The organism is Agrobacterium vitis (genome assembly GCF_037039395.1).
GTDB classification, from domain to species: Bacteria; Pseudomonadota; Alphaproteobacteria; order Rhizobiales; family Rhizobiaceae; genus Allorhizobium; species Allorhizobium vitis_E.
The window spans coordinates 2,927,996-2,948,582 of record NZ_CP146242.1; the positions used below are offsets into that span (position 1 = coordinate 2,927,996).

Consider the following 20,587-nt stretch of genomic DNA (forward strand, 5'->3'; position numbering starts at 1 on the left):
ACCGGGTTTTTTCAAAAATATAGTCACCTGAAAAACCTCGTGTCGTTAAAAACGCGGTTTGTCGTTGTTATTGTTGATGGGCAGACATATCTGTTGAGCAGTGACCGGACGCTAGGCGTCCGCCGTTGCCATGACCACAGGACGGGAGACAGGGCAGATGCTGAATGCGCTAACGGGGTTTTTCCGAGGGCTCTGGGGAGCGCTTCGGCGCAGCGGTAATCTTCTCTATACGGCAGTGGCCTGGCCTTTCCGCGCCCGCCATAGCGAAGCGGGCCGTCGGGCCTATATTTTCCGTGGGTCCGTCGCCCTGATCGTCCTGGTGCTGATTGCTGCTTACGGGCAGTTTTTGTGGCGCACCCAGGTCTGGTATGGCTTTGATCCGGCCTTTGCTAAAGCCTATGGCTTTGCCGACCGCAAGGTTGCCGCCGGACAGCAGATCGCCGACAAGCCCGGCACCTGCCAGAATTCCGCTATCGTCACCACGGTTGCCGATCTGACGGACTCCAATGTCAACCAGAATGTCTGGGTGTCCTCGACGCTGCTCTACAAGCTCGGCCTGTTCGGGATGAGCTGGGATGACACGCCGTTCTTCGACAACAAGGCCTCGTTCCAGCGCGGTATCAACCAGGTGGCGCGCCGGGTCGGCATCGTATTGGCCGACGACCTTGGCCGGGTGAGAGGCACTTCCGGCATCAATACCGATCTGCAGGATGCGCGCGGCAACATCCAGTTCAACGAAGGCACCTGGTATTTCGGCTCCAATCCGTTCGGGTTCAAGACGCCGACGCCAAGCTATTATCGCGCTGCGATCACCAGCTGGCGCGGTTTCAACTCCGATCTTGAGACCTGCAAGGCGGTGTTCGATGCCCGGGCCGACAATCTCGTCAAACTGCTCGACGGGCTGGCCAGTGACCTCGGCAACACATCCGACATTCTGCGTCGCCGCTCCGAAGAGCATAATGGCGGCTGGTTCGACACACGGGCCGACGACCGTTTCTGGTTCGCCTATGGCCAACTTTATGGGCAATACGCTTTGTTTCAGGCGGCAAAGGCCGATTTCATCGATGTGGTACGCGAGCGCAATCTGACGGCGATCTGGGCGGAGCTGGAAAAGCAGTTCGAGGCCGCGCTCAAGGTGCAGCCGATGATTGTTTCCAACGGCAGCGAGGATGGGCTGCTCATGCCGAACCACCTGTCGACCATGGGTTTCTACACGCTGCGGGTGCGCGCCAATATGGTCGAGTTGAGGGCCGTTCTGCAACGCTGACGGTCAACGGCCCGGCGGCCAGACCGCCGGGTATTGTCTTATAATTCAATGAAGCTTGCGGTGGGCTCCAGTTGAAATAATTCATGCAGCATGCCGCGATATTCGCCGGAACCTCCCTCGATGGGATGATAGAGACCGACGGTACGAATATATTTCAAGGTGCCGCTTGCGGTTATGATCCGATGGATATTGTGGAAAATACCGCGACTGGTGGCGGCGCGATAATAGCTGTCCATCACCTGGTCTACGTCCTGCGGGTGCATACGGCTGCAAAAATCTTTCACATTCAGCGGACCTTCAGAATGATCTATCTCGTAGAGCTTAGACACATGCGACGTGCCATATAAATGGCCCTGATCTATATCCAGTCGCCAGAAGCCGCAGACATGCATGGCCTGGGTAAGATTGACAACATCACATTCCTGTAATCCGATTGAATGAAAATCCTGTAGCGGACAAGGCCGCATTTTATTTGAGCGCCAAGCCAAGTGAAAAACCTCCCTTTTGGCTTGGCTGAAGCAAATGAATTAATGAATGAGCTTCAGCCTAATGGCCTTTGCTACCAATTGCGTTCGGTTGACGCAATCCAGCTTTTTCATTGCAGTGGTCATATACGCGTTTATGGTGTGGTCGGAGAGGCTCAGGATCTGGCCGATTTCCACCGAGGTTTTACCCTGCGCCGTCCAGCGAAGCACTTCCAACTCGCGCACTGAGAGAACATCGACATTCATCAGTTCCGTGCGGCGCAGGCGGTCATAGGTGTCGAAAACCTCCATTGCCAGCATGCCCAGCTCATTGACTTCGCATTGAGAGAGAGGCGAGCGGTCCCCATCGAACCGCATGAAATACAGCCGGGAATCAAGGGAGGGAAAAATGAAAACAACGCCGACGATCAGTTTGAACCGCAGCATCAGGTCGCGCATGGCAATTGGCCATTCCTCGGCCATGTCATCAGGTTCCCTGAATTTCATGTCCCAGGTTCGCGGCAGGATCGAGCCGGCGAATTTCTTGACCACCGGACAGAATTTTACGAATTGATGGCGGTCGAATTCATGGCCGAATTCAATCGGCAAAGTGGTTTCCATGACCAACGGCATGAGATGCACATCGGTCGCAGAGGGGGCGAGCATGATACTGCCATGCGACAGTCCAAACGCCTGAGCAACGTTACGCAGGACCTCCGTGCAATGCTCACGGCTTTCCATTGCGGTTATTTCTGTACTGAGCAGTGTTTGGCGCTCGGCAATCAACATGGGGGGCGACTGAATTTGAGATAGGGGCGGTGTGTTTGGCGACGAAGCGGGTATAGGGGAGATTTTATATATTAAATCCTAGAGCTTTCGAAAGTTCTTATCGATTAATTTCAAAAAATGTCTTTCAAAACTCTGTGAACTCATTAGCGAAAAAATATATATCTTTCGCTTTGATTGAAGAGGTTGTGTCGATGCTGTTTGGTTGCATTTCTTTCACTGTGCCACTTCTGCGTCTATGCAGTCGGAAATGCATCGAAGCGAGTATTAAATGAGCGCCAGTCCCCTTAAAAGTCAAGGTAATAACGCGCCATTCGAAAATAAGCGCTTTCTGTTGAGCTCGCGGCGGTCAACGCCTGCGTGATTGCTCCTCCGTAGAATTCTACCCCGAAACGGGATGCGTCATGCAGGGATCTTATAGGGATTTAGGCTGTTCTTTTGCCCATGGCAATGACCCCGTCCGGGGTGGGCCGTTTCATGGTTTCCCGAGGTTTTCCGCAGGCAGGAGAATTTTTGCATCGCGCTCTACCGGGTGCGCTGAATTATGCGGTAAGACGATGCGCAACAGAAGATGGCCTATCGTATTGCCTATGCGATATTTTCAATGCATTCGCGGCAAGGATGCGTGAGCGTCTTGAAGACTTGATGTAAAGGATAGACGCGCGGCTACTGCATAATCCTTAAATCCCCGTGGATTTAAGGGGGAAATTATGCAGCAAATTTAAAGTGTTACAGCGTCCTTTGTGCGTTTTATGAAACGCACGGCGCGGTAGCGCGAGCTGGCTGAAAGAAAAGTGCCGGAAACGGTTTAGAGACAGGGTTAAGAGGCTGATGTCGGATATTGAAATTGCACGGGCAGCATCAAAGCTCCCGATCACGCAGATTGGCGAGCGTCTGGGAATCAGCCCCGGTGATTTGCAGCCCTATGGCCATGACAAGGCAAAGATCAGCGCTTCCTTCCTGCACTCGCTGGCGGATCGCAAGGATGGCAAGCTCATCCTGGTGACGGCAATCAATCCGACACCGGCGGGCGAGGGCAAAACCACGACCACGGTCGGTCTGGTTGACGGGCTGAACCGCATCGGCGCCAAGGCCATGGTCTGCGTGCGCGAGCCGTCGCTTGGCCCTTGTTTCGGGGTCAAAGGTGGCGCTGCCGGTGGCGGGCGGGCACAGGTCGTGCCGATGGAAGATATCAACCTGCATTTCACCGGCGATTTCCACGCCATCACCTCCGCGCATAACCTGCTGGCGGCGATGATCGATAACCACATCTACTGGGGCAATGAGCAGGATCTCGACACCCGGCGCATCGCCTGGCGGCGGGTGGTGGATATGAACGATCGGGCGCTGCGGGAGATGGTCGGCGCGCTGGGCGGGGTGCGCAACGGCTTTCCGCGCGAAACCGGCTTCGATATCACGGTTGCGTCCGAAGTGATGGCTATCCTCTGTCTGGCCCGCGATCTGGCCGATCTGGAAACGCGGCTGGGCCAGATCGTCATCGGCTACCGGCGTGACAAGACGCCCGTGCATGCCCGCGACATCCATGCCCATCATGCCATGACGGTGCTGTTGAAGGAGGCGATGCAGCCCAATCTGGTGCAGACGCTGGAAAACAATCCGGCGCTGGTGCATGGCGGCCCGTTTGCCAATATCGCCCACGGCTGCAATTCAGTGGTGGCGACGAGAGCGGCCCTGAAACTTGCCGATTACGTGGTGACGGAAGCGGGCTTTGGCGCGGATCTTGGGGCTGAAAAATTTTTCGATATCAAATGCCGCAAGGCCGGTCTTCGCCCGGCAGCCGCTGTCATCGTCGCCACGGTGCGGGCGCTGAAGATGAATGGCGGTGTTCCTAAAACGGAACTTGGCCGCGAGGATGTGGCCGCCCTGGTCCGGGGTGCTGTCAATCTCGGGCGGCATGTGGAAAATGTCCGGGGCTTTGGCGTGCCTGTTATCGTCGCCATCAACCATTTCCTGTCCGACACGCCAGCGGAAATCGCAGCCTTGCAGGACTACGCCAATGGACTGGGCGTGGAGGCCATTCTTTGCCGTCATTGGGCCGAAGGCGGGGCGGGTATCGAGGAACTGGCGGGCAAAGTCGCAGCCATGGCCGATAGCGGCATTGCCGATTTTCAGCCGCTTTATCCCGACGATATGCCGCTGTTTGCCAAGATCGAGACGGTGGCCAAGCGGATTTACCGCGCAGGGAGTGTCACTGCGGAGCGTGCTGTCATCGACCAACTCGCCCAGTTTGAGGCCATGGGCTATGGCCACCTGCCGGTGTGCATCGCTAAGACCCAGTATTCTTTCTCCACCGACCCCTCGCTGCTCGGCGCTCCCGATGGCCACGAAGTGCATGTGCGCGACGTGCGGCTATCGGCCGGTGCCGGTTTCGTGGTGGCCATCACCGGCGATATCATGACCATGCCCGGCCTGCCGAGAAAGCCGGCAGCCGAAACCATCCGGCTCAATGACGAAGGACTGGTTGAAGGCCTGTTTTAAAGAATAGTGCTTCATTGCTTTACATCATTAAAGTGTAAAATATAACATGATTTATTTAATCATGTTTTTAATCTTGACATAAAAAATCATGTTTAATAAGTGTCCGAATTAAGGCGCGCATGTCTGTCGCGCTTTGTTTCGGGGACGACCAATTGCGTGCGAAACCGGCTGCACTGCCCTGCAGCCGAGGGGGTTTCGTGCGCCGTATTGAAAGTTTGCACCATGTCTTTTCGGGGAATTCGGCCTGTTCTGCTTGCCTGCACGGCACTTTGCTCCTTCTATGCGACCGTGCCTGTCATTGCGCAGGAAGCGACAAAAACGGCGGAAAACGGTGGCTCTAACAGCCAGACCGAACTTTCGACCATTACCGTCAAGGGCCGGAAGGTTGTAAAGGGTTCCGTGGAAGACACGCCTGTGGCGACCCATACCTCGGCCGAGCAATTGCAGAAGAAGCAGATCGACGATATCGATGACCTCGGCAATACGGTCGAGCCGAGCGTGACCTATGTGAAGAATTCCAAGAGCGTCAACATTCGCGGCCTGGAGGCCGACCGGGTGCTGACCACGATTGACGGCATTCCGGTGCCTTATTTCTTCGACAGCGTTTATAGCTACGGCGGCGGGGCCGATACCTATGACTTCACCTCGCTGTCATCGGTCGATGTGTTGCACAGCGCCGATTCCAGCCGGGCCGGTTCCGGCGCGCTCGGCGGCGCGCTTCTCCTGCATACCTATGAGCCAGAGGACCTGATTGGCGACGGCAAGAGCTTTGGCGGCATCGTCAAGCTCGGCTATGACGGCTCGGACCGGTCGCTGACCGCCTCCGGGGCCATTGCCAAGAAATTCGGCAATACCTCGGTGCTGTTCCAGTCTTCCTACAAATACGGCCATGAGACCGAGACGAGTGGTGATGTCGGTGGGACTCGTTCCACCCGGACCGAAGCCGATCCGATGAGCTATAACGACCGCAATTTCCTGTTCAAGATCCGCCAGGAGCTGGAAGGCGGGCATACGATCGGCCTGACGGCAGAGCATTACGACTATAATTCCAAGAAGGATTACAAGTCCAATGCCAGCTACGGCACGACCTATCGCGCTGGCGATTACGATTATATTCAGGACAAGGGCCGCGACCGGGTTTCGCTCGATTATGTCTATGACAGCACCTCTGCCGATAGCTGGATCGACAGCGCCTTCGCTACCCTTTACTGGCAGCGCGCCACCCGCGTGGAAGGCACATCCAGTTACCGGCTGACGGCTCCAATCGGCATTTACGAACGGTTGATGGAAAGCGAGCAGCGCGACATCGGGTTGAACAGCTATGCCAATTCCAATTTCAGCACCGGCGCGCTGAACCACAAGCTGACCTTCGGCGCTGACATCCGCTTCACCCAGAGCAGCTATTATCTGGCCGGCCAGGACACCTGCTCGGTTACCTACGTTTCAGGCTGCGCCTATTACCATACCAACCAGGCCTATTCGCCTGACGTGAATTCCTACAAGCTCGGCGCCTTTGTCGAGGACAAGATTTCGCTGGGCGACAGCCCCGTCTCGCTGACGCCCGGCCTGCGCCTCGACTGGTACAAGGAAGATCCGCAGGATACCGCCAGCTATGAGGGAACCATGCCCGAGGGGCAGGACGGCGCCCACCTTTCGCCCAAGCTGCGCGCCGCCTGGCAGGCAACACCGGATGCCGAGCTGTATGCCCAGTTCTCCACGGCCTTCAAGTCGCCCAATGCCTATCAGCTCTATGTCGATTACGACAATGCGCCGCTCTATCGCTCGATCGGCAATCCCGATCTGAAGCCGGAAACCAGCTGGGGCTTCGATGTCGGCGCCAATCTCGGCAATGAGGATTTCGGCGGGCGGATCAGCGCGTTTACCACCCGCTACAAGAATTTCATCGATACCTCGGATATCATTCGCACCACCGGCTATGCGCTTGGTACTTATGAATATATCAACCGCGCCAATGTCCGTATCAGCGGCGTCGAGATCGAGGGCCACAAGACCTTCGCCAACGGCATCAACCTGCACGGCTCGATGTTCTATGCACGCGGCACGGATCTCGACACCGACGAATTGCTGAGCACAGTGGCGCCGCTGAAAGCCATTGTCGGCGTTGGCTATGAGCGGGAGACCTGGGGCACGGATGTCAGCCTGGTGGCTGCCGCAGCGGTCTCCGACAAATCCAGTGCCTCCACCAAGCCGGCGGGATACGGTGTCGTCAACCTGACCGGATGGTGGGAACCGGAACAGACCAAGGGCCTGCGCCTTCAGGCCGGTGTCTACAATCTGTTCGACAAGCAATATTACGACGCGCTTGAGGTGAAGGATGTCTCCAATGCCAATGCGCTTTATTCCGAGGCCGGTCGTTATTTCAAAATCGCCATCTCTCAGAAGTTCTGAGAGATCCGGTTTCAGTCAATTCGGCTCCTGACAGACGCGGTAATCGTTGCGGCGTTTGATCAGGTCGAGATGCATATGGTCCTTATGTGTCTCATCGGCCCCTGGCGCCAGCACCGTGGTGAAATACAGGCAGGCCGAGGAGTTGATGGTGCGCTGGAAAGCGCCGGGCAGGGTTGGTTCGCTGTCTGGCACGATCTTCATTGGCACATCGCCGTTTTCAAACTCGAAGCCGGCTATATCCAGCGCATTGCCCTTGGCATGTTCGGACATCTTGCCTTCGCTGCGGCTATTGCGGTTGCGGCAGATATAGGAGGAGGCCTGGTCTACAACCGTAAGCCGACCCTTGTCGGGCAGCGCCTGATCGGCGGCGGGAATAACCAGAGTGCGCACCCATTCCGACAGTTCCAGAGCCGCCGCGCAGCGCAGCGTCGCCTTGGGCTTCAGGTTGACGCCCGGAAGGATTTCCGTCACCTCCAGCGGCTTGTCGATGCCACAACCATCGCCGTCATCGATCCGGGGCCGTTCGGTAAATTGCGCGCCCGCCGCCTTCAGGTCCGTGAGGCATTGTCCATAGGCTTGCGGGTCCTCCGTCATGATGGGCGGCGGTGGAGGCGGTGCGGGGGCTGGAGCTGGTGTTGGGGCCGGTGTCGGCTCTGCTGATGTGGGTGGAGCAGGTGAGGTCGGGGCAGGGGCCGGGACAGGGATTGGCGCGGCGGGTGAGGGCGTCGGCACGGGAACAGTTTGCGGTGCCGGAACCGGGGCCGATGTATCGCCGGGCTTGCCGACATCAGCTTTTGTGTCGGGGCCTTTAACACCGGAGAACGCATCTGGCGTGTCGGTTGCGGTTCTCGGCTTGCTATCGGGAATAGGGCCCTGCTCGGGGAGGGCGTCTTTTGGAGGGAGTGATGCACCGCTCAGGCATATCAGGCTCACGGCCAGCAGCAGCGCTTTGCATCTCATTACGTCGTTCCCCCAAGGTGTGTCGCAAGAGGGAACGTTTGAGTCTGCGATTGGTTTCAGTGCCTTGAACCTGATGCTGCATATGGTTGATTGCTACTGCATAATTCTTTAAACCGGAATCGGTTTAAAGAGAAATTATGCAGCAGATATAAAGAGCTACAGCGCCGTGCGACATATATGGCGCACGGCACGTAGTGGACGATGGCGTGCCTCGCATAAAGGTTTGGCTACAGCATGAAAGTGTCACGTTCCGCAAAATGTCTTTGCTACTCTCTCTTCCGCTTTCGGCGGCACTCTGAGATCTGCGGTGTCCTGCGTTTCTTCGAAGGGCCGTTCCAGCGCCTGCGTTAGCCGTTCAAAGAACGAATAATCGTCATAGACCGCAGCCGAGATTGCCTCTTCGATGCGGTGGTTGCGGGGGATGAGCGCAGGGTTGATGGTTTGCATTTCGGCTTGGATCATCTCTGCCGGGCGATCCGTGCCAAGCCTTGCGCGCCAGCGGATCAGCCAGGCGATCAGCGCGTCGGTTTCGGGCATGAGATCCTGTGCCACACCGCCTCCGGCAATCCTGCCGAGCTGGCGGAAGGTCAGGGTGAAATCAGCCTCATGGGTCTCCATCAAGCCAAGGAAATCGTTGATCAGCGCCAGATCGGCCTCATCAGTACCGGTCACGCCCAGCTTGGCGCGGAAGGCGGCGAGCCAATAGGTCTGGAACACGTCGCCAAAGCGGGCCAGCGCCGCATTGGCGTCTTCCACGGTCTTGTCTTCATCGCCGTCAAACAGCGGCAGCAGGCATTCGGCCAGCCGCGCCATGTTCCATTGGCCAATGCCGGGCTGGTTGGCATAGGCATAGCGGCCGCGCTGGTCGATGGAGGAAAACACCTTTTTCGGATTATACTCATCCAGAAAGGCGCAGGGGCCAAAATCGATGGTTTCGCCTGATACCGCAACATTGTCGGTATTCATCACCCCATGGATGAAGCCGATCGATAGCCAGCGAGCAATCAGCGCCGCCTGCCGGTCGGCAATGGCGTTCAGCAGCGCCAGATAGCGGTTGTCGGTGTCTTTGAGGATGGGATAATGCCGGTCGATGACGTGATCGGCCAGTGCCTTCAGGCTGTCATTATCCTGTCGGGCAGCAAAGAACTGGAAGGTACCGACCCGAATATGGCTGGCGGCTACCCGTGTCAGTACAGCGCCGGGCAGCGCCACTTCGCGTCTGACCGGCTGGCCGGTTGCAACGGCGGCCAGCGCGCGGGTGGTGGGAAGGCCGAGCGCATGCATGGCTTCCGAGACGATATATTCGCGGATCACAGGACCTAGCGCCGCACGCCCATCGCCATTGCGGGAAAAGGGGGTGGGGCCTGCGCCTTTCAGCTGGATATCGCGCCGTCGCCCATGGCGATCCAGCACCTCGCCGAGCAGAATGGCGCGGCCATCGCCCAGTTGCGGTACGAAATTGCCGAATTGATGCCCGGCATAGGCCATGGCCAGCGGGCTGGCGCCCTGAACGATACGGTTACCTGAAAAGATCTCCGCCATGGCCGCATCGCTCTGGCCTTCGATTTGCAGGCCCAGTTCCTGCGCAAGCGCGTGGTTGAACCGGATCAGCTTCGGCTGCGCCACGGGTTGCGGCAGAACGGCAGCGTGAAACGGCTCCGGCAGACGGGCGTAGCTATTGTCAAAGGCAAACATTTCGATCTCTCAACATTTCGATCTCTTCGGGCAACGTTTCATGAGGTATATGTGGCGCAGCGACATGGGAGTGCAAGGCAAGACCTGTGACGAAGCCGCATCTCCGGCAAATTGCGCATGGACAATTGAAAATTGCTTACGTTACAGTCGCCGCTGACATAAAGAGGAAACCGGCGGGACCGAATCCCGGACGCCAGGTTGACCAAAAAGAGGGACTGTTGATGTTCAAACGCTTTTCATTCACCGCTGCCATTTTCGCAAGCGCCGCCGCTCCGGCCTTCGCCCATCTCAACCCCGCCGAACACGGCTCGGTTCTGGCCGGGATTTCCCATCCCCTGACCGGACCTGATCATATCTTGGCGATGGTTGCCGTCGGTCTCTGGGCGTCCCAGCAGGGTGGCAAGGCGCTCTATGCCGTGCCCGCCGCTTTTGTCGGCACCATGGCCATCGGCTTTCTTCTGGCGCTTTCAGGCGTGCATCTCCCCTTCGTTGAACCAGCCATCCTGGCGTCCGTCATGGGTCTCGGTCTGCTGGTGGCGACCGCCGTGCGCATGCCTGCTGCCGGCGCTTCCGCCGTCGTTGCTCTTTTCGCGCTGTTCCATGGCTATGCGCATGGCACCGAACTGGCTGGCGCCGGTGCGTTGGAATTCGGCCTCGGCTTCCTGATCGCTACCGCTGCGCTGCATGCGGTCGGTATTGGCCTTGGCGTCGGCCTCAACCGCTTCGGCCCGCGCATTACCCGGCTGCTCGGCGTGGCCACGGCTCTCGGTGGCGCGGCCCTGATGCTGGGCTGATAGTCCAATCAAGGTAAAACCAGCAACGGCGGGAGAAATCCCGCCGTTTTTAGTCGTGGAACAGAACAGGTTACATATTTGTAATTCACAAGGGCTTGGAACAGCCATGATTGCCACCCTAGATCATGGTCAGTCATGTCATCGGAGATAAGATCCATGTCACCGGAAGAGCGCCAGTTACTGACCCAATTGTTTGACCGCGTGCGCCAGGCGTCTTCAACGCCGCGCGACCGCGAGGCGGAAAGCCTGATCGAAGGCGAATTGCGCAGCCAGCCCTATGCCACCTATTATCTGGCCCAGGCGGTGATTATTCAGGAAAAAGGCCTGGAGGCAGCGACCGCCAAGATCCGCGATCTCGAAGACCAGATCGCCCATTTGCAGGACGAATTGTCCCGCGGTCAGGCCCAACCGCCAGCTCCGCAACAAGGCGGTGGCTTTCTCGGCGGGATAAGCTCGATTTTCGGGGGTGGCAGCCAAGCGCCTGCTCCATCCCGCAATGCAGGGCCTTGGGGTGCGGCACCAGCGCAGAACCGTGGCTATGACGATTACAGCCGCAGCGCCCCGCCACAATCCGGCCCATGGGGCGGCGTGCCTTCAGGCGGCCAATGGCAGCAACCGGGGCAACAACCAGCAGCAGCTCCAGCCGGCGGCGGCTTTCTGCGTGGTGCCCTGACCACGGCGGCGGGCGTTGCTGGTGGCGTGCTGGTGGCTGATGCGGTGCGTGACATCTTCTCTAGCCACGGCGGCGGCTTCGGCAATATGCTGGGCGCTGGCGGCATGGGGGGAATGGCCCAGACACCGGTCGAGGAAACCATCATCAACAACAATACCTATAACATCACCGAGAATGGCCGCGACGATACGCTCGCTCAACGTGATGACAGCGGCTTCCAGCAGGCCAGCCTGGACACTGACAATGACAGCTATGACAATAGCAGCTTCGACGACAGTGATTTCGGCGGCGATGACAGCATGAACGCGTGACCCAAGCGGTCATCAGGCGCCGCGCGTCATTACGCGCGGCTTAACGTGTCGGCTCGAAACCAAACTGAACAGAGCATTTGACCGGAAGGTGAAACCGGGTCCGCTTTTCTCCGGTGAATGCTAGAGAATGTCTGCTTTCACAGAAGCACAGTACACGACGCAAACGTTTTTATGTGCCGCTTACCCCCCCTCTGCCTTGCCAGGCATCTCCCCCTCCAAGGGGGGAGATCGGCTCGGAATGAGCGTGTAGCTTCACATTTGCCGTTCAAAATGTCGGAAGTCACGACGATATCCGATAAAATGCGGGGCAAAGTCTATCTGATCTCCCTCCGTGAGGGGGAGATGTCCGGCAGGACAGAGGGGGGTAAGCCACGGATGCAAACGACAGCGTCGTGGCCTGCATCATGGACTCGCATTAACGCTCTGGCTTTTTGTTTTACCCAATTCCAATTGGCAAAACCGGTTTCCACTTCTCCCGGAAATGCTCTAGCGCCCCATTTGGTTCGACGGTCCGAACATATCTATCCGTCGGCGCTCTCTATCCGGATCGTGAGGCCGCGCCGTCACGCTATAGTTGCTGCGGTAGGTTTTACCGAGATCCGAGACGATTTCAATTTCACACGAAGCTGTGGTTGAACCACTGATAGAAACCCGGATGGTCGCGCCAGCCAACCACGTTCGGGGCATAGTATTCGCCGCCATCATGCGATGGATCGCCGCGCGATAATAGAGAACGGACAAAGTGAAATCGGCATTGTCAGGAACGACTGTCCCGCGCTCCAGATCAAATTCGATGTGGTGCTTGCCGAGACCATGGAGGAAAGCGACATATTGGCCCAAGGCCCAGTAACCGTTGAGATCGTTATATCGGCTGGCGAAGGTCCGAAGAATGTCGTGTCCAATAGCCTTGAACTGCTTTCTTCTTGGCATAGGCCTCTCACTCTGGTGTCAGATCCCACAAGGGATATCGGAAAAAATCACCGTAGACACGACAAGATTTTTTTGGCTCGACACGATCTATTCGAGGTGGGAAGAGGCTAAATCTTCCCATTCCACTCACCCCCGCCCGCGATAGGTCGGCACGCCCTGATCCGGCAACCAGACACCCTTAGGCACCTCGCCGGTCTGCCAGAATACATCAATGGGTATGCCGCCGCGTGGATACCAATAGGCGCCGATCCGTAGCCATTTCGGATCGAGCAGTTCCACGAGCCGCTTGGCGATGTAGATCGAGCAATCCTCGTGGAAGGAGCCGTGGTTGCGGAACGAGGTCATGAACAGTTTCAGCGATTTGGATTCCACCAGGAAGTCGCCCGGAATATAATCGATGACGATATGGGCGAAATCCGGCTGGCCGGTCATCGGGCAGAGCGAGGTGAATTCCGGCGCGGTGAAGCGCACCACATAATCGGTTCCGGCATTGGTATTGGGAACCCGTTCCAGCACCGCCGCCTCAGGGCTGGTCGGCGCATCCACCTGGCGGCCCAGTTGGGACAGGCCGGAAACATCGGTCTTGCTCATGCATGTTCTCCTTCAACTTTAACACGGACGCCATGGGCCTCTTCGCTTTCCGGCTCCACATGGATCGTCACCCGCGCGCCCGGCTGCACGGCTTGTACCGCCGCTTCCAGCCTGTCGCAAATCTCATGGGCCTCGCCCACCGGCATCACGGCTGGCACGACGAGATCGAAACCAACAAAGGTCGCTGCCCCGGCCCGGCGGGTGCGCAGGTAATGCACCCCGAGCGAGCCGCTGGCGTGATCGGCAATTGCCTTCTTGATCGCATCTTCTTCCGCTGGTTCGACCGCCTTGTCCATCAAGCCATCGACGGAATGGCTGATCACTTTCCAACCCTGATAGATGATGTTGCAGGCGACCAGAATGGCCAGCAGCGGATCGAGAATGGCATAACCGGTGATCACCACCAGAACAAGGCCGATCAGCACGCCCACCGACGTCACCACATCCGACATGATATGCTGCCCATCCGCCGTCAGGGCAGGGGACCGGTTGGCTTTGCCGACCCGGATCAGGATCGTTGCCCAGACCGCATTGACGACACCGGCGGCGAAGTTGATCGCCAGGCCAAGCGCCGGGGCATCCAGCATGGCTGGCGCTTCAAGGGCGGCCACCGCCTCCTTCATGATCAGCAGCGCGGCAATGACAATCAGCACGCCCTCGATAACAGCCGAAATATATTCCGCCTTGTGATGCCCATAGGGATGGTCGTGGTCGGCAGGCTTCTGGGCATAGCCGATCACGAAATAGGCTATGAAAGCCGCCACCACATTGACCGTGGATTCCAAACCATCCGACAGCAGCGCCACGGACCCCGTGACCCACCAGGCCAGAAGCTTCAGGCCCAGCACGCCGAAAGACAGCGGAATGCCCCAGAAAGCCAGCCGCTTGACGATAGGGTTATGCTCGGACATCACGCCCACTCCTGCATTTGCGAACCAGTTGCAAAACTCATGCCCTTAAGACGGCAAAACCGCCCAAGCCTGCAAAGGCTGGACGGTTTATGATGGGTCTCATATCTTTGATATCTGCTAATCTGTCAAACCCGAAGGATGGATAATCCAAAGCGGCGTTAACAAGTAGTAGATATTGCTAATTAATGTGCAATGAAGATCATGCTGTGTTTGAACGAATGATCGCCATATGGATGACATCGACAAACCGCCCATCGATCCGCACCGCATCGCGGGCAACCCCTTCGCGGACAAAGCCGACGCTTTCGTAAAGGCGGATGGCGCGGTCGTTATCGGCATGAGCATCCAGTTCCACCCGGTGCAGGCCGATTGTCCATGATGCGGCAAGCGTGGTTTCGATCAGCCGTTTGCCGAGGCCAGCGCCCCGGTAACCATCGATAATGCCCATGCCCAGCACACCGCGATGGGCGTGGATTTCTCGGTCGTGACGGCGAATGTCGCACCAGCCGACGACACGCGCACCATCAAGCGCCACGAATTGAGGATTGTTGCTTTTCCTAAGGCCAGCCACGAAATCTCGCAGACGGTCCAGTGGCGGCGCTTCCAGCATGCTCAGATAGCGACGCTCGCGCGCGACTGCGTCGAGAGCCTGATGAAAGCTCTCGACATTGCTCGCCTCTATCGGCTGAATGATGATGCCACTCATGCAGCTTTCACCTTCGCCCGCTTGGCCAGTTTTTCCACGACATTCTCGATCATCCGCATCCCGGCATCGTTGCCGAGTGTCATGATCGATTCCGGGTGGAACTGCACGGCGGCAACCGGCTCCTTGGCATGTTCGATGCCCATGATCGTCCCATCCTCGCTTTCGGCGGTGATGATGAAATCCTTGGGCAAGCTGGCCGGATCGGCATGGATCGAGTGGTAGCGCCCGACCGTGACTTCCTTGTTCAGCCCGGAAAACACGATGCCGGGTTCCAGCACGCGGATGCGCGATGGCTTGCCATGCATTGGCACATCCAACTGCCGCAGCACGCCGCCATAGGCTTCCGTCAGCGCCTGGAGACCAAGGCAGACGCCGAAGATCGGCAGGTTGCGGTCACGCGCTTTCTTGATCGTCGCCGTGCAATCGAAATCCGACGGCGAGCCCGGTCCGGGCGACAAGACGACGAGATCGGGGTTCAGGCGATCAAACACCTCTTCCGGCACCGGGCTACGCACCGTGCTGACGGTGGCGCCGGTCTGGCGGAAGTAATTGGCCAGCGTGTGGACGAATGAGTCCTCATGGTCAACCAGCAGGATTTTCACGCCATGGCCGACAGCCGCCACGCCGCGCTGGGCCTTGGCGTTATGGCCGGTTTTGGCGTCACGGATTGCAGCAATCATCGCCGATGCCTTCAATTCTGTTTCAGCCTCTTCCTCATGCGGATCACTGTCATTGAGCAGCGTCGCACCGGCCCGCACTTCGGCAATACCGTCTTTGATGCGCACGGTGCGCAGCGTCAGCCCGGTATTCATATCGCCATTGAAACCGACCATGCCGACCGCGCCGCCATACCAGGCGCGCGCGCTCTTCTCATGGGCTTCGACAAAACGCATCGCCCAGAGTTTTGGTGCGCCGGTGACGGTGACCGCCCAGGCATGGGAGAGGAAGCCGTCGAAAGCATCCATATCGTCTCGCAACCGGCCCTCGATATGGTCCACCGTGTGGATCAACCGGGAATACATTTCGATCTGGCGACGGCCGATGACCTTGACGGAGCCCGGCTCGCAGACTCGGCTCTTGTCGTTGCGGTCGACATCCGAACACATGGTCAGTTCGGATTCGTCCTTCTTGGAATTCAACAGCTTGAGGATCTGTTCGCTATCGGCAATCGGATCGTCGCCGCGCTTGATCGTGCCTGAAATCGGGCAGGTCTCAATGCGCCGTCCGTTGACCCGCACGAACATTTCCGGTGAAGCGCCGACCAGATATTCCTGATTGCCGAGATTGATGAAGAAGGAATAGGGCGACGGGTTGATGTCCTTCAATCGCTTGGAAATATCCGAGGGCTTGCTGTCGCAACGCTCCATGAATTTCTGCCCGGGAACCACTTCGAACAGGTCGCCCTTGCGGAAGCTTTCCTTGGCCTTCACCACCAGTTCGGCAAATTCGCCGGGCCGGTGATCGCCGCGCGGCGGAATGGTATCGGTATGGCGGAAAGGCTCCGGCGCAATGGTCTCGGCCTTGCCAGCCGTGGTTACGCCATCCTTTTCGAAATCATAGCGGTCGATCCAGGCCTTGGCGGAATAGTGGTCTACGACCAGAATTTCATCGGGCAAGAACAGAACCATGTCGCGCTGATCGTCCGGCCGCTTCAGTTTCAGATCGATAGCATCGAACTGGAAGGCCAGATCATAGCCGAAAGCCCCGAACAGGCCGATGCTGCTATCGGCAGACGAATAGAACAGGTCGGTAATGGCGCGCAGCACAGTAAATACCGTTGGCGCCTTGGAGCGCTCCTCCTCGGTAAACACCCGGTCGGGGGTCTTCACCGTCAGGTCCAGCCGCTGCGTGGTCAGCGCGCCCAGCACCAGTTCCGGCACGGTCTTCAGCTTTTCGGCGATCAGCGACAGCAGCACTTCGCCCCGGCCATTATAAGCCTCGATCCACACGGCGCGGCCAAAGCTGGAGATACCCAGCGGCGGATCGACAATGGCGGTATCCCAGCGAGTATAACGGCCCGGATATTCATAGTTGGAGGAAAACACCGCGCCGCGCCGCTCATCCAGCTTTTCGACATAGCTGGAGACTGCATCGGCATAGGGTGTGGCACGACGCTGGCGCGTTACCGTAATCCCGCCCCGGGTCTGGTAGACATCGCTATTGTCATCGCGAATAATGGTTGCCATGGCGCTTCTTCCTCATCGTAAAGCCCGTCAGTGAGGGGCCATGAACACAAAAAAGCCGCCTCAGGAAATCCGGGCGGCTTTGGGTCAATCGTCTTTAGACATGACTGGTCAAGGCCGCGTTAGCGAACCCACCACCAAGCATTCATGGACAAAACGATCTTCATGGCGGAATTCATAACCCGGTCCGCCACGCCGCGCAAGAGTGATTTTCATCCCCCCAATCATAGGGGATCACTGCGCAAATGCTCCGTGCGAAACCGTGTCTCCCAGCTTTGGTTGATCCGGTCTGCCAGCTTGGCAGTGCCGGGCACGACGCTGCATGCAGCCTCACTATTTAATCCCAGTTGCTTCAGCACATCCTTCAGGCTGCCAATGGGGTCGGCGCAAAGCGCTTCATAGGTGACTGGCAGGGGTTGGATGTCTTGCATGTCAAACCAGCTTTGCCAGGCGCGATCATATCGGTTGAACTCGTCATAGCGGGCGCGGATTTCGGCGGCGTCGTAAATTGGATCGCGTGGCGCAGACAGCCGTTCCAGCTCCGTACCATCTGGTGCGCGATGCCATAATCCAGTTTGTTGGGCTTTCACATAGGAAACGGCCTGTTGCACCTTATCGAGACGTGTCAGGTGAATGAACAGCGTGGGGCCAAACGCAGCCTCGATCCGCTGCCGGTCGCTGGCCAGCATTGGGTACAGAACGGCAAGCTTCTCGACAAACAGATCGAAACTGTGCCGTTGCAGCCGCAGGCCAAACAGATCCGTGCCATCGCGGCCCCTCTCGACCGCAGTTTCAAAGATCGCCGCCAGAAGATCGCTCTCCGGCAAAGAGGGGTTGATGTCCAGATTGAGATAGGACAGCCAATCGGTAATCGGTCCGTGATGAAAATAGGATTTCGGCTTACCCGCCACTCCGGTTGCTGCCAGCATATTGCACAACAAAGTGCTGCCGCTGCGTGGCGAGGTGCAGATCACATAGGCCTGGAATTTCGCCATCGACTTTTGAGCCAAACAATCATTGAATTTGCCCAGCCCTATAGTAACGAGGTGTGACAGGCCGGTGACCGTAGGCAATAAAACCGGAGATTACGGACGGTGAAACAATCGTGATTGAGGGCGTCTAGAGAAATTCATGCTTGCGGGACGGCTCAAGCGCCATCATCCAAAAACACGTCCCCTGATCCTTCGGCAGCCGCCCCGCCGCAATCGATCGCATCGCCAATCCGCCCCGCAGGCTGGCCATTGATGAAGACCGTTGGCGACCCTGCTGCCAAAGCCCGACCATGGCTTGGTTCCGGGCAGGACGAACAGGCATGCGCGCCATAGGCATCCCCGACGCGGACCGCTCCGCGACCGTTGATGAACACATTACCGCTGGCCTCGATGGAGGGTGTCGGCGGGAAATGGCAGGCATGGCCAGAACCAATATCGCCGAGGCGGGTGATGGCGGGCATTTGAACGTCCTCCTGTTCTATAACTGTAGCGTCAGTCAATCACATTGCAATTTTTCAAATTTAAATTTTATTTATTTTTTAATATCAATGTATTATGCGATAATTTACTTTGGTACGTATGAGTTATGGGTGGTTTAGTATTTTGTTGAATTGAATTATTTAATTCGCATCAGGAAATTTTTGTGGATTAAACCCTCTGCCTACCGCCTGCCAGTAAAACCAGGCGGAAAAGGATTAAAGTGACACGAGTGATGCCATCTTCTTATGGTTTGTGGGAGTGAGTTTCTCCGATCCCAATATCAGAATGCACTACGAATTTGCTCGCCTAACCCTCGGAGGCTCTGGCGTGGCAATGGAATATGATCCTCAAGGCTTCTGATCCAGTCTCCGCTCGCGTCTCGCTCTGTGTGAGCTGCGTTCCACTGGGATCGTGTCATCGTTCCTGATCTAGCAATCTCTTGTGGCGATCCGTTGCCAGTGTAATCGTTGGCGATTTCGACTTTTACGTTTTCGCCGAAAAGATCGCCAGGTATCCAATCCACAGATAACAGAGTTCGAGTCATTGGCAGGGCGCGTCCGCCCGGCAATTGAGTTGCTGCGGTGCCGATCCGAATATGCGTTCCAAGCAAAAGAACATTGTCGGCAGAGTCGATTAGAAAGCTTTCACAGTTCGGAAATCCATCACCGGAGATTGCTGATGATATGTGAATAGTCTTTGCTGTCCTGTTTATCCGCAGGCTGAACTCATGTGTTACGTCGAGATCAGGTACGGCTCCTCCCCATCGCTCCCATACCTTAACGCTGCCGCCGTTCGTATCCGAGCCGCCATCCGAAATATCGCCCCCCAAGGCCCAATGGCCCAAATCTGTGTCCGCCCCGTAGAATGCAAAATTTTTCCCCGCGTAAGAAAGTCGTCCGTTGACGCTCTGATCGCCGTCTTCCCGATATGGCGTGATCTGTCCACTCACATTGCTTCGTGGTTTTTTTCGAGGCTGGGAGTAGTCATTAGCCATTTCTGGCAACTTGTCCCCCATTTGCTCAAGGCGAGTTTCGGGAATATGCACACCACGATCGGCCATTTCGTCGCGGGTCATCATTGACGCTGCACGTTCTGGTCGACCTTCCAATACCTTTGGGATTACTGCATTTGAAGAGCGATCTGAGCGCGCGATGGCATCCATAAATTGTGCTGATTTAAGGTCGATTCTTACCTGATGAGAAATTCTAGATGTAGCTTTCTTACTAGATGAAAAGCCTCGTGCATCGCCATGGAAACCAAGCCCCCCTAAGCCGAAATTGCGGTCAGGATGGAACGAGCGTGTATATAAAATGAAATAGCTCAATTGGTGTCCCTCACAAATTTATTGATTGCATGAGCTGACAAGGAGATGACTCTTCCGGCCGAGAAGCGTTCAACGGTCACATCGCTAGCAGATCCATCTGCTAGAGCAATACCGAAACTGGAGTGGAATATGCGCGCCCAGCCTTCATCATATTGATCACCCACAACATGTATATCGCTGGTGGAGTCCCAGGAAATCTGTTCCTTTGTTTCGGGGTCAGTTGACTGACCACTTCCGATGGTCAAAAGCTTGGTGACTAGAGAGCGTTCCTGGTGTTTTGGATCTGCTTCGAATTTGAACGTATATGTCCCGGTGTCAGGGTAGAAAAGTTCGATGATCGATCCTGGTGAGCTAATGCTGGCGTGAAAAACCTTCTCCTGTGACGTTCTGCCATCAGCATCTGCCTTGAGGAGACGCCACTGATTTTCAGGCATCGAGCGTCCGGCGACAATCACTGCACCGCCTGTTTCCAACATTGGCTGGTTTACTGTTATGATCAAGCGTGTCGACAATTCCGGCTCCTTTGCCTGGTTCTGGTCAACAGCATAAAGCGCTGCAACGGCCAGCAAAATTGATCCCGTGATCTTGAGTTTCGTAGAAATTTTCAACGCG

18 protein-coding genes are annotated in these 20,587 nt (G+C 57.0%); 5 read left to right on the forward strand and 13 right to left on the reverse strand.

Annotated features, from left to right (window positions below; translation table 11 throughout):
* Positions 1–157: 157 nt before the first annotated feature.
* The gene (locus V6582_RS16045; protein ID WP_156630888.1) at positions 158–1,267 is read left to right on the forward strand and encodes a DUF2333 family protein; all 1,110 of its coding nucleotides are present in this window, start codon (positions 158–160) and stop codon (positions 1,265–1,267) included.
* Between the two features lie 38 nt (positions 1,268–1,305).
* Here the strand turns inward: V6582_RS16045 and V6582_RS16050 are convergent, their stop codons facing one another.
* Together V6582_RS16050 and V6582_RS16055 are read right to left on the reverse strand one after the other, a co-directional pair.
* The gene (locus tag V6582_RS16050) at positions 1,306–1,755 is read right to left on the reverse strand and encodes a PAS domain-containing protein (protein ID WP_156630889.1); all 450 of its coding nucleotides are present in this window, start codon (positions 1,753–1,755) and stop codon (positions 1,306–1,308) included.
* Positions 1,756–1,794: 39 nt separating this feature from the next.
* A complete protein-coding gene (locus V6582_RS16055; RefSeq protein ID WP_156630890.1) occupies positions 1,795–2,520 on the reverse strand; it encodes a LuxR C-terminal-related transcriptional regulator in 726 nt (241 codons plus the stop codon).
* Between the two features lie 828 nt (positions 2,521–3,348).
* Between V6582_RS16055 and V6582_RS16060 the strand changes: the two genes are divergently transcribed.
* Positions 3,349–5,016, forward strand: a complete 1,668-nt coding sequence (locus V6582_RS16060) for a formate--tetrahydrofolate ligase (protein WP_156630891.1) — start codon at positions 3,349–3,351, stop codon at positions 5,014–5,016.
* 222 nt (positions 5,017–5,238) lie between these two features.
* Positions 5,239–7,425, forward strand: a complete 2,187-nt coding sequence (locus tag V6582_RS16065; protein WP_156630892.1) for a TonB-dependent hemoglobin/transferrin/lactoferrin family receptor — start codon at positions 5,239–5,241, stop codon at positions 7,423–7,425.
* Between the two features lie 15 nt (positions 7,426–7,440).
* On the opposite strand, the gene V6582_RS16070 is transcribed toward V6582_RS16065, so the two are convergent.
* A complete protein-coding gene (locus V6582_RS16070; RefSeq protein ID WP_156630893.1) occupies positions 7,441–8,385 on the reverse strand; it encodes an extensin family protein in 945 nt (314 codons plus the stop codon).
* Positions 8,386–8,628: 243 nt separating this feature from the next.
* Complete coding sequence (locus V6582_RS16075) at positions 8,629–10,080, reverse strand: protein adenylyltransferase SelO family protein (RefSeq protein WP_156630894.1); 1,452 nt, start codon at positions 10,078–10,080, stop codon at positions 8,629–8,631.
* A 221-nt stretch (positions 10,081–10,301) separates the two neighbouring features.
* Between V6582_RS16075 and V6582_RS16080 the strand changes: the two genes are divergently transcribed.
* Positions 10,302–10,874 carry a HupE/UreJ family protein gene (locus tag V6582_RS16080; RefSeq protein WP_156630895.1) on the forward strand — a complete coding sequence of 191 codons (573 nt, stop codon included), beginning with the start codon at positions 10,302–10,304 and terminating at the stop codon, positions 10,872–10,874.
* A gap of 156 nt (positions 10,875–11,030) precedes the next feature.
* Positions 11,031–11,858: a DUF2076 domain-containing protein gene (locus tag V6582_RS16085; protein ID WP_156630896.1), complete on the forward strand. Its 828-nt coding sequence runs from the start codon at positions 11,031–11,033 to the stop codon at positions 11,856–11,858.
* 486 nt (positions 11,859–12,344) lie between these two features.
* On the opposite strand, the gene V6582_RS16090 is transcribed toward V6582_RS16085, so the two are convergent.
* From V6582_RS16090 to V6582_RS16130, 9 genes are all read right to left on the reverse strand, one after another.
* Positions 12,345–12,788 (reverse strand): hypothetical protein, encoded by a 444-nt coding sequence (locus V6582_RS16090; RefSeq protein ID WP_156630897.1) that lies wholly within the window; start codon positions 12,786–12,788, stop codon positions 12,345–12,347.
* Positions 12,789–12,914: 126 nt separating this feature from the next.
* Positions 12,915–13,379 carry a preQ(1) synthase gene (gene queF / locus V6582_RS16095; RefSeq protein ID WP_156546680.1) on the reverse strand — a complete coding sequence of 155 codons (465 nt, stop codon included), beginning with the start codon at positions 13,377–13,379 and terminating at the stop codon, positions 12,915–12,917.
* Positions 13,376–14,290 carry a cation diffusion facilitator family transporter gene (locus V6582_RS16100; RefSeq protein WP_156630898.1) on the reverse strand — a complete coding sequence of 305 codons (915 nt, stop codon included), beginning with the start codon at positions 14,288–14,290 and terminating at the stop codon, positions 13,376–13,378. The genes queF and V6582_RS16100 overlap by 4 nt, the downstream gene beginning before the upstream one ends.
* 199 nt (positions 14,291–14,489) lie before the next feature.
* Positions 14,490–14,996 (reverse strand): GNAT family N-acetyltransferase, encoded by a 507-nt coding sequence (locus tag V6582_RS16105; RefSeq protein ID WP_156630899.1) that lies wholly within the window; start codon positions 14,994–14,996, stop codon positions 14,490–14,492.
* Complete coding sequence (locus V6582_RS16110) at positions 14,993–17,182, reverse strand: anthranilate synthase (RefSeq protein WP_156630900.1); 2,190 nt, start codon at positions 17,180–17,182, stop codon at positions 14,993–14,995. The genes V6582_RS16105 and V6582_RS16110 overlap by 4 nt, the downstream gene beginning before the upstream one ends.
* Positions 17,183–17,403: 221 nt before the next feature.
* Positions 17,404–18,174 (reverse strand): Stf0 family sulfotransferase, encoded by a 771-nt coding sequence (locus V6582_RS16115; RefSeq protein ID WP_156630901.1) that lies wholly within the window; start codon positions 18,172–18,174, stop codon positions 17,404–17,406.
* A gap of 152 nt (positions 18,175–18,326) precedes the next feature.
* Positions 18,327–18,632 carry a PAAR domain-containing protein gene (locus V6582_RS16120; RefSeq protein WP_015916752.1) on the reverse strand — a complete coding sequence of 102 codons (306 nt, stop codon included), beginning with the start codon at positions 18,630–18,632 and terminating at the stop codon, positions 18,327–18,329.
* 299 nt (positions 18,633–18,931) lie between these two features.
* On the reverse strand, positions 18,932–19,975 hold the full coding sequence (locus V6582_RS16125) for a hypothetical protein (protein WP_156630902.1): 1,044 nt from the start codon (positions 19,973–19,975) through the stop codon (positions 18,932–18,934).
* Entirely contained in the window at positions 19,972–20,583 is a 612-nt protein-coding gene (locus V6582_RS16130) for a hypothetical protein (protein WP_234889595.1), read from the reverse strand. Before V6582_RS16130 ends, V6582_RS16125 begins: the two co-directional genes overlap by 4 nt.
* Positions 20,584–20,587: the final 4 nt, after the last annotated feature.